Annotated in this window: 1 protein-coding gene; it reads left to right on the top strand. The window is 61.3% G+C overall.

The window, feature by feature from the left end; all coding sequences use genetic code 11:
* A partial coding sequence (gene sufB / locus AAE027_RS39495) for a Fe-S cluster assembly protein SufB (RefSeq protein WP_479714282.1) occupies positions 1-737 on the top strand: 737 nt, incomplete at both ends.

Below are 737 nucleotides of genomic sequence, written 5' to 3'. Positions count from 1 at the left end.
CTGGTGCAGAAATATCTCGGCTCCGTGGTGCCGACGTCGGACAATTTCTACGCGACGCTGAACTCGGCGGTGTTCTCCGACGGCTCGTTCGTCTATGTGCCGCCGGGCGTGCGCTGCCCGATGGAGCTGTCGACCTATTTCCGCATCAACGAGCGCAACACCGGCCAGTTCGAGCGCACGCTGATCATCGCCGACAAGGGCTCTTACGTCTCCTATCTCGAGGGCTGCACCGCGCCGCAGCGCGACGAGAACCAGCTGCACGCGGCCGTGGTCGAGCTCGTGGCGCTCGACGATGCCGAGATCAAATATTCGACGGTGCAGAACTGGTATCCCGGCAATTCGGAAGGCAAGGGCGGCATCTACAATTTCGTCACCAAGCGTGGCGACTGCCGCGGCAACCATTCCAAGATCTCCTGGACCCAGGTCGAAACCGGTTCGGCGATCACCTGGAAATATCCGAGCTGCATCCTGCGCGGCGACAATTCCCGCGGCGAGTTCTACTCGATCGCGATCTCGAACGGCTTCCAGCAGGTCGATTCGGGAACCAAGATGATTCATCTCGGCAAGAACACGTCGAGCCGGATCATCTCCAAGGGCATTGCTGCCGGCAAATCGCAGAACACCTATCGCGGCCTCGTCACCGCGCACCGCAAAGCGACCGGCGCGCGCAACTTCACCGCCTGCGATTCCTTGTTGATCGGCGACAAATGCGGCGCGCACACCGTGCCGTACATCGA

This window comes from Bradyrhizobium sp. DN3 (assembly GCF_041357655.1).
Lineage (GTDB): Bacteria > Pseudomonadota > Alphaproteobacteria > Rhizobiales > Xanthobacteraceae > Bradyrhizobium.
The sequence above is the reverse complement of the archived record's forward strand: the minus strand, read 5'-3'. Positions and strand labels throughout refer to the sequence as shown.